We start from the raw sequence: 7236 nt of genomic DNA, 5'->3' as shown, positions 1-7236 counted from the left end.
ATGATTCGGGGTACAGTTCAATAATTGATCAGGCTGCTTTTTTATATTTTAAATATAGTGCATATAGGCAGTAAAGCTATTACGTTTACGTGATCATAAATGTTAGTACGTTTATTTTTAAACAACGCTAATGATACAATTAGCAAATTTTAAGAGTAAATACAAATTTTTATGATAGAACACTTTATAGTAATAACCAAGAACGATGCGTCACACAGTTCAAGTAAGAAAAGGAGGTGCACCATTGGAGAATATAATGACGAACTATGCAGGTCCAACATTTGAGGAACTAACAGGAGAAGAAATGCAAGCAATTCAAGGAAGTGGAGATGTACAAGCAGAAACAACACCAGTTTGTGCAATTGCAGCAACAACAGCAGCAAGCTCAGCAGCATGTGGTTGGGTAGGTGGAGGAATTGCAACAGGCGTAACAGTAGTGATAACGCTAAAAAGCTGTTAATTAAATTAAAAATGGAGGAATTTATGATGAAAGAAATGACAAATTATGCAGGTCCAACATTTGAGGAACTAACAGGAGAAGAAATGCAAGCAATTCAAGGAAGTGGAGATGTACAAGCAGAAACAACACCAGTTTGTTTCACAGTTGGTTTAGGTATTGGATCGCTAGTATCAGCGTCAGTATGCTAAAAATGAATGCAAGCATACGCATGTGAAACTTGTGTATGCTTCCTATTTTTAATTTAAGGAGGATAAGGACATGACAGTTATGATTCAAACAGTAGACAAACGATTGATACATGCATTAACGATTGAGGAAAGAGCGAAAGAAACATCATACGTACACGAACCAACAGCGTGGGAAAAGTGGCAAAGTCGTAAGTCACTGTTAAAACAAGCAGATGTCGAATTTATGCTTAATCATTATAAGGATGAACAATCTTTTAAAAAGGGCATTCAGCCAGTTGCAGAGCAGGACGTAGAAAGCATGCTTTTAAAAGTAGAAAAATCTGAGTGGTACAAACTATTCAATGAAGTTTTTGCAACGTATGAAGAAAATGAACGTCCAGCAACATATGATTATACATATGCAGTACGTTTCTTCTTACAATATATGAAGCGCTTTTTAAAAGAGGAATTGGATACATCAACTCACTATAAATTCCATATTGATGCAGTTGTATCTATTGTTCAAGGCTATTCTGAAGAGTTAATTGGTTTCATGAGTCGAACATTTGCACATGATATACAGGTAATGAAAGAAACACATGGATTAGATGGTGAAACAGGAAAAGATAGGTTTGCTTATTATATGCAGCATCGTTTTGAAAATGTAGAAAAAGCAAAAGAATTCTTTTATGACTATCCCACATTACTTCGTCTTATCGCAGTAAAAACTACTTTCTTTAAGCGTAATATTTCAGAGTTTATTAAACGATTAAATGACAATGTATATGAAATTACTGAAAAACTAGGGCATTCTTCTCGGACAATTCAGCGTATTGGATTATCGGCGGGTGATTCTCATAACCAAGGTAAAAGCGTTATGCTTGTGTATTTTTCAGAACATGAATTATTAGTATATAAGCCAAAAGATTTACAATATACAAAAAAACTAGAAACGTTTTTTAATTTTTTGAATGAGACTTTAGGCACTGATTTTTATAGTGTGCAGCGTATTATTCGTGAAGACTATGCATTTGAGCAATTTATTGAACGTCAGCCATGTGAATCGGAAGAGGATCTTAGAGGGTTTTATCGTCGCTATGGTGAGCTTATTGGATTAGCTTATATGCTACGCGGAACAGACTTCCATTATGAAAATATTATTGCGTATGGTAATAGACCAGTATTGATTGATGTTGAGACATTTTTACAGCAGCACATACCACTAGAGTTTGGAGAAAGTGCGCATGTAACAGCAAAGGAACGTCAATTAGATTCTGTTATATTGACTGGTCTCGTACCATTTCATATACTAGCAGATCGTTCTGAAAATAAACAACAAGGTATTAATATTAGTGGATTGAGTTATGGGACACAAAAAGCACCTTTTAAAATTTTAAAATTGAATAACCATTCAACGGATGAAATGAAGTTCGAATATATGGAGCATTACATTTCTGGGAAAAATAATACACCTTTATTAAATGGTGAAGAAGTACCATATGAAGCATATAGAGAAGATATTTTAGTTGGATTTGAGAATTTTATGAAAAAATGTATGGCACATCGTCATGTAATAATCGAACAGGTACAGATGTTATTTGTAGATTCACGTGTTCGGAATGTAGTACGTCCAACACAACGTTATGTCGATTTGCTACAGTTCTCATACCATCCAACATGTATGCAAAATATGATTGAACGTGAAAAGGTATTGCATAATTTATTTGCATATCCTTATAGAGATAAACGTATTGCTATTTTTGAGTTACAAGAAATGTTAGAAGGGGATGTTCCACAATTCTTTAATCGGACGTCTCAAAGACATTTATTAAACAATAATGATATTGAAATCAAAGAAATTTATAAAGAATCAATCGTAGATCAAATCGTGAACAGTTTAATGCATCTAGCGCCAAAGCAAATCGAAGAACAACGCTTGCAAATGGAAATGGCAATGGGTATTTACAATCATACAGAACATGTCCCAGAACAATCGAGTGCAGTAATACAAAAAGATGTGTTAGTCGTGGTGAAAGAAACAGCACGAAAACTTTTAAAAGAAGCTGTATATGATGAAAAAACTCATTCCATGACATGGATTGATATTTTATGTAAAACAGATTGGAAATATGAGGCGATGAATAATCAATTATATGATGGGTTACCAGGTATGTATGCATTCTTTAGTGCGCTACAAGCAACTGATAAACAAAGAGACATTGATTATGTTGATGTGAAAAAGCGTATTTTGAATACAATGTTGGTTATTCCAAGTGTTCCTAAAGCATCTGCTTTCTATGGAAATGGTGCACTTATTTATCCATTGTTACTCGATGCCCAGCTTAATAATAACGAAGAAGCATTATTATTAGCATGCCAAATTGCTGATCAAGTTATGACATTCGAAGTAGAGAAAAGTAATGATTGGTTAACGGGACAAACGAGTTTAATTGCGATATTTAAACAATTAGCCGATGTAACAAAAAATCCAACCTATAATAATTATGCATTAACTTTATCCAAGCAGTTAACATACGATAAGGGATTGCCGTATGTTGGGTTTATTCATGGTAATAGCAGTGTGTATTATGTAAAAGCATTAATGGATAAGCAGTCTCCTACTATTTATGAATGGATGAGAGAAGAAGATACGCATTGGAATGAGAATCATTGGCGCGATCCAAGACCGGACAAGCCAAATTGTGTGCATGCAGTATGTCATGGAAGTACAGGTATTTTATTAAATCGTATTATGGTTGAAGAGTTAACTCATAAAGAAGTCGGTGTGAAACAGAGATTACAAGTAATGAATAACTTATTCAATCAGAAAAAAGAAGATTCAATCTGTCATGGAACAGCAGGTGATATTGAGCTACTTTTAACTTTACAGGCTCATGATATTGGAACATATCAAGCATTATTACAACAAAAGGTGTCGCAGTTACTAGCAAACTATTATGAATATGGAGCATTTCGTTTACAAGGTTATGAGACTATTCAATCAAAAGGAATGTATACAGGTGTCACAGGAGTGCTGTACACATTGCTAAGAACGCTAAATCCTACATTACCATCCTTTTTGTTATTGCAACTCCCAACACGAAAGGATAGATGACGAATGCCGAAAATAAAACTTGTACAGCAAGCAGAGCATAGTGAGTGTGGTTTAGCCAGCCTCACAATGCTTTTGCATTATAATAAGCGTTTTCTTACACTTGCAGAACTTCGAACAATTTACGGCGTTCCACGAGGTGGATTTAAATTATCTGACATGGTAAAAATTTTGGAAGATTATGGTCTGCAAGCGAAAGCGTTTAAAACTACAAATGAATTACAGCGATTAATGACACCCTGTATCGCTTATTGGAATGAGAATCATTACTTAGTTATAGAAAAGGTGACGAAAAAACGAGTTTTAATTTGTGATCCAGCAACAGGTCGTCGATGGATTCCACTGGATGAAGCTCAGATGAAATTCTCAAATGTTGTAATAAATGTTGTGGCAGATAAGGGGTATAATGCCCCAAAAACCGAAAAAAAGAGGCACTTCTTGCGAGTTCTCATTGAGCAGCATTTTAATAGACCGTTAATTTACCTTTTGCTTTTAACAATGGGGATTCAATTATTTACGCTAATAATTCCTGAGGCTACTCGGCGTTTAATTGATCAATCATTTACATTAGCAAATGGAAATATGAGTGTAATCATAGCGGCAAGTGTTTTATTGATGATTGGTTATTATTCCTTACAAGTAAGTCGTGGGTTTATTGTAGCAAAATTTCAAAAAATATTTGACGACAAATTAATGTCTTATTATATGGAAAAGCTTTTGAAGTTGCCGTTACATTTTTTTACAAATCGTTCAACAGGTGAATTGATCTTTCGTTCAAATTTAAGCGTATATATACGGCAAATTTTAACGCAAAAGGCAGTTTTACTTGTAGTAGATAGTATATTTTTAACCTTTTATATAGCTTTAATGTGGCATTATACACCAATATTAACAGCTGTAACAGTGGGGATTGCAGTAGTGATGATTAGTATTTCTGTTATGAATACACGTAAGATAAAACATTTTGTAGATCTTGAAATGATTGAGCAAGCAAAAGTGCAAAAAGGCATTACTGAAATGATAGAAGGTATTGAAACGGTTAAATCAACAGGAACAGAATTAACCTTTATGCAACGTTGGCATGAAGATTTCCATAAACAGCTCTCAATTACCCAAGCAAAAGAAAGATTTGCTGCTGTTTTTATCACTGTTCCACAAACATTACAATTTGCATTACCCATTTTGTTACTTGTGATTGGCCTATATTTTGTACAACAACAAATGTTAACAATTGGTACAGTGGTTGCATTCTTAACATTAGCCAGTTCATTTATCACACCAGTTATGAGTTTAACAAATGTATATAATGATTTTGTCTTATTGCAGTCTTATTTTGGAAAAATAGAAGAGATTATTAATCATCCCTTACCAGATGAAGGATCCTACGAAGCTTCTTCTTTTGAGGCATTATCATTAAAGAATGTTTCATATCAATACAGCAGATTTGATGAACCTGTTATAAGAAATGTTGATTTGAGCATTCGTAAAGGAGAGAAAGTAGCTATCGTTGGTGCGAGTGGTTCTGGTAAAAGTACACTTTTAAAAATGATGGCAGGATTAGTTGAACCATCAGAAGGGAAATTGTATTTTAATGATGTGTTACTCAGGGATATCTCAAAAGAAACATTCCATACGCAAGTAGCATATACGAATCAACATGCCGCAATTTTTAATGACACAATTAAAAATAATATCGTATTAAACCAGGATTTTGATTATCAAAATCAACATCAAACGGCACATTTAGGAGATGTTTTACAGAAATCAGATGTGCTAAGTATTATTCGTGATTTACCACTTAATGTAGAAAGTATGTTATCTGAACAAGGAGCCAATTTATCAGGGGGGCAAAAACAGAAGATCGCCCTGGCACGCAGTCTTTACAAAAAACCAGCGCTGCATTTATTAGATGAACCGACTTCAGCACTTGACAATATTTCAGAGCGACATGTGATGAAGGCAATTTTATCTGAAGAGGCAACATGTGTGATTGTGGCACACCGTCTTCAGACTATAAAACAAGTAGATCGCATTATTGTTGTATCAAGTGGTCAAGTTGTAGGTGAAGGTACCCATGAGCAATTAATGAAGCATAATTACTACTATAAACAACTTTATATGGAAGAAAAGAAAATGGAGGACGCATCATGAAAAGATACTGGTATATATCATTATTGCTAATATGCTTTTTGGCAGTAAATCAACAAACTGCAGATGCAGCTGAGTCAGAAGCGTTTTTACTAGAAGAAGGTGTGAATGTTCAATCTTATGCAGAGCAATTAAAAGAGGTTTATCCTGAGCTAACAATTAAAACAATTGATGAAATTCAATTTGTACAAGTGGAAGGAAATACGAAACAGCTAGATATGGCTGCAAAATTACTTACTAATAATGCCATAGCAAGTGGTGATTTAGCAGGTATTGTATCAGAAACATCAAACGTCCCTAATAATATTATTGTGGGAGAGAATTTTGCTAAATTTAATTGGCCATATGCCCGTATTACAAATAATCAAATGAAATTTAATCAATTTAAGGGAGAAAGCAGTGTAGAGATTGCCTTAATAGACAGTGGTTTAGATACAACACATCCATTATTTCAATACAATGTAAAGCCTGGTAAAACTTTTGTAGAAAGTTCATCTTCAACTAGTGACGATTTTGGACATGGTACACAAGTAGCAGGAGTTGTGCGAACGATTGCTCCACAGGCTACACTTGTTCCATATAAAGTATTAGGGAAGCAAGGCGGAGAATCCATTTGGACACTTAAGGCGATGGTAGAAGCGGTTAATGATGGTGTAGATATTTTAAATATCAGTCTAGGAACATATAAATCTGACAATATTGAAGATGAGAAGGTGACACGTTTAGCTTACGAACGAGCGGTAGAATATGCAAAGAAACATAAGGTAGTTGTTGTTGCCTCATCCGGCAACGAAGGTCACGACTTGGACGAACAAGTAGCTGCTGGTAACTATCATTTACCCGGGGGATTACCAGAGGTATTAACGGTAGGTAGTACCACAAAAGATGGAGATCGAGCGTATTATTCTAACTATGGCTCAAATGTTGATATTGTTGCGCCAGGTGGTGATTTTGGACCAATGTATTCCACAAAAGGTGAAATGAACGTCACATATATGTTAATGACGACAGCACCGATGAAACAACAACAAAACTTTATTGACCAAGCTGTAGGTTTACCACAAGGTTACACACTATCGTTCGGTACAAGCTTATCAGCACCACAAGTGAGTGCTACCTTAGCGCTAATGATGGCACAAGATAAGGCTAAAAAACCAAATCCCAATAAATATATTAATCAATTATTAAAAGAAGCTATGGATTTAGGCAAGCCAGGATTTGATCCCGTATATGGATATGGAGAGTTAAAGATCCCAAGTAGTTTGAAATGAGTAAAAGACGAACAGGTGGTGATTGCAAACGGCACACCATCTTTTGACTTTTAATAAAATGATAGGGAAAGGGATGGG

4 protein-coding genes and 2 pseudogenes are annotated in these 7236 nt (G+C 34.9%); all 6 read left to right on the top strand.

Annotation, left to right across the window (positions count from 1 at the left end; translation table 11 throughout):
- Positions 1-244: 244 nt before the first annotated feature.
- The 6 genes and pseudogenes from B5P40_RS10025 (at position 245) to B5P40_RS10005 (ending at position 7158) form a co-directional block, all read left to right on the top strand.
- On the top strand, positions 245-460 hold the full coding sequence (locus B5P40_RS10025) for a lichenicidin A2 family type 2 lantibiotic (RefSeq protein WP_278045696.1): 216 nt from the start codon (positions 245-247) through the stop codon (positions 458-460).
- 35 nt (positions 461-495) lie between these two features.
- The gene (locus tag B5P40_RS10020; RefSeq protein WP_113709219.1) at positions 496-648 is read left to right on the top strand and encodes a mersacidin family lantibiotic; all 153 of its coding nucleotides are present in this window, start codon (positions 496-498) and stop codon (positions 646-648) included.
- 70 nt (positions 649-718) lie between these two features.
- Positions 719-3742: a type 2 lanthipeptide synthetase LanM family protein gene (locus tag B5P40_RS10015; RefSeq protein ID WP_113709215.1), complete on the top strand. Its 3024-nt coding sequence runs from the start codon at positions 719-721 to the stop codon at positions 3740-3742.
- A 3-nt stretch (positions 3743-3745) separates the two neighbouring features.
- A pseudogene (locus tag B5P40_RS34350) lies at positions 3746-5011 on the top strand (cysteine peptidase family C39 domain-containing protein); the annotation flags it as partial.
- A 195-nt stretch (positions 5012-5206) separates the two neighbouring features.
- A pseudogene (locus B5P40_RS34345) lies at positions 5207-5890 on the top strand (ATP-binding cassette domain-containing protein); the annotation flags it as partial.
- Complete coding sequence (locus B5P40_RS10005; protein ID WP_258402136.1) at positions 5887-7158, top strand: S8 family peptidase; 1272 nt, start codon at positions 5887-5889, stop codon at positions 7156-7158. The pseudogene B5P40_RS34345 and the gene B5P40_RS10005, both read left to right, overlap by 4 nt.
- Positions 7159-7236: the final 78 nt, after the last annotated feature.

The sequence above is a fragment of the Bacillus sp. SRB_8 genome (assembly GCF_003264205.1).
In the GTDB taxonomy this organism is placed as follows: Bacteria; Bacillota; Bacilli; order Bacillales; family Bacillaceae_G; genus Bacillus_A; species Bacillus_A mycoides.
This window is presented reverse-complemented; position numbering and strand designations above follow the sequence as displayed.